The organism is Citrobacter sp. ANG330 (assembly GCF_047467925.1).
GTDB classification, from domain to species: Bacteria; Pseudomonadota; Gammaproteobacteria; order Enterobacterales; family Enterobacteriaceae; genus Citrobacter_A; species Citrobacter_A amalonaticus_G.
This window is the reverse complement of record NZ_JASJUI010000022.1, coordinates 1-2,165: the sequence shown is the minus strand read 5'-3', so window position 1 is coordinate 2,165 and position 2,165 is coordinate 1. Positions and strand designations below refer to the sequence as shown.

The following is a 2,165-nucleotide window of genomic DNA, read 5'->3' as shown; positions in this document are numbered from 1 at the left end:
CGAATCAGGGCTATACTACAACCGTTTCCGGTACTATGATTGTGACGCGGGGCAGTATCTTTGCGCGGATCCGATAGGGCTAAGAGGTGGGTTAAATCCGTATGGATATGTCAAAAATCCACTAAAATACATAGATCCACTTGGGTTATGCAAAGATGATATAATTACTAATGCTTCAAAATGGCAGGGTAAGGGTGATTATCCAGGTGTTGATGACTGGAAAATAGGGACTCTAAAACAAGGTGATATTATTTACGGTGGAGTTCCTGGGCAAACGGAATTTTATTTATCACAATCAACATTAGATGCGGCAGATGGATCAATGTCATTACTCTGGAGAAGTGCTCAAGTTAAGCCTCATGATGTTTTTGGTTATAGATCGCAAGTTCAGGGGTATGAGGTATTAAAAGATACTGATGTAGCCACCTCGATTGTGAATGCCAATCCTCATTTGGGTGAAGGTGGTGCCATACAATATTTTGTGGATGATTATCAGAACGTTCTGCGTGCAACCGGAGAACCCATAGTGTTAAAATGATTATGAAAATAGATGATATTGAAGTTTGTAAACCAATAACAGAATTAGTGTTATTTTTTACCCAACATGGTTTTACAATACTTGATAGTAAAGTTAGTGACTACCATTTTCATGAGGTTTTCATACAGATGAAGAGTAACTCATTCATTAACTATGATGCTATCAAAATTGAAAACATCAGCCAACCCAAACCCGGGCTTTTTTGCTGTAACTGCCATTGGTCTTGTATAAAAATAGAATAAAGGAAAATAAGGTGGGGAAAATTCTTCTCATTTTCACGGTTTTGAGGGTACTGCAATCATTTTTTGTACTATGATTGTGACGCGGGGCAGTATCTTTGTGCAGACCCGGTGGGGCTGGGTGGGGGGATAACCCCCTATAGTTATGTATCAAATCCTCTTAAATATATTGATCCGCTTGGGCTATGTAAGGAGCATATAGAAACGCCTTATGGTTCGGCGTATCAGTCTAATTCTCCAGAAGCTTTAGCTGCGAGAGAAAAAGTTGAAAATGGAGCTACTCTTTATCGTATGGGAACAACAGAGCGTAGTGAAACAACTGGGGCACAATTTTGGGCTTTAGAACCCTCCTCAAGCCCAGGATATGCGGGAAGATATGGCATACCGCAGGAAAACATTGATCGTAGTGATTTCATAATGACTGCGAAATTAAAACCGGGAAGCGATTTTATTACCCGTCCGGCTCCCGGCATAGGGGATAATCTTGGCGGAGGTATTGAAGTTGTTGCTCCTCCAGATGGTGTTGATATTATTACATTTAGTAAACATTAAACATGAATATAGATTTTCATAAAGAGATCAATGAATTAAATTCATCTATCAGGGATCTGGTGAATGCAGATATCTATGACGGTATTGATGATGCGGTGAACTATAGTTCAACCGCTACAGAAATGTTACTTAAATTAAAGTTTTATTTTTCTAAAATAAATACAGAAGTTTTGAATGATGAGAATATTATTATTAGAATTGAAACTATAAAAAATAAAATTGATAATTTATTAAAATAACATTTGATAAAAAGGAAGCTGGGAAGAATACTTAAACCCTCCCGACATTTTATTATTTAATTACCATTAAATTCACTAAACAAGCATGACCTTCATCTCCCTGGCTACCTGTTCAGCCTGATAAAGCTATTCGCGCAGCGCCTGCACCTCATTGGTGCCAGCAATAATATTCAAGCGCCCTCCGTAATCTTCACCATCACGGCACGCCCGGTATCAAACCCCGCGACGACCAGCCAGTCACTTTTAAGATGTAGGTTGGTTATTGTGAGTAAAACAGGACTATGTCGGTTTTGCGGTCTTCGAGGCAGATGCTGACACAGCGATGACTACCGCCCTCTCCTCTGGCGCTACCGCTGGGATGCGCAAAGCCAGTTAACCGGACTGGAAACACCGGAAGGCGAACGCTGGGAATATCAATACGACCCGTTCGGCAGACGCATCAGCAAGCGCTGTACCAACCGGGACAAGCCCGGTATGGATTTTCACTGGAACGGCGACCAGTTAACGGAAGAAATCCCGCTCGGCACGGATGGCACGCCTGACGATGAAAATGCCATCCGCTGGATATACGTACCTGGCAGCTTCACGCCTCTGGCG

At 41.6% G+C, this 2,165-nt stretch carries 3 protein-coding genes and 1 pseudogene; 3 read left to right on the top strand and 1 reads right to left on the bottom strand.

The features are described 5' to 3' along the window. The 3 genes and pseudogenes from QNN88_RS22715 to QNN88_RS22705 all read left to right on the top strand — a co-directional run. A partial coding sequence (locus QNN88_RS22715; protein ID WP_414242132.1) for an RHS repeat-associated core domain-containing protein occupies nucleotides 1–538 on the top strand: 538 nt, incomplete at its 5' end. A gap of 296 nt (nucleotides 539–834) precedes the next feature. Continuing rightward, nucleotides 835–963: pseudogene (locus QNN88_RS22710) on the top strand (RHS repeat-associated core domain-containing protein); the annotation flags it as partial. A gap of 425 nt (nucleotides 964–1,388) precedes the next feature. Continuing rightward, on the top strand, nucleotides 1,389–1,568 hold the full coding sequence (locus QNN88_RS22705; protein ID WP_414242131.1) for a hypothetical protein: 180 nt from the start codon (nucleotides 1,389–1,391) through the stop codon (nucleotides 1,566–1,568). Nucleotides 1,569–1,738: 170 nt separating this feature from the next. On the opposite strand, the gene QNN88_RS22700 is transcribed toward QNN88_RS22705, so the two are convergent. Continuing rightward, nucleotides 1,739–1,801 carry a hypothetical protein gene (locus QNN88_RS22700; protein WP_414242133.1) on the bottom strand — a complete coding sequence of 21 codons (63 nt, stop codon included), beginning with the start codon at nucleotides 1,799–1,801 and terminating at the stop codon, nucleotides 1,739–1,741. Nucleotides 1,802–2,165: the final 364 nt, after the last annotated feature.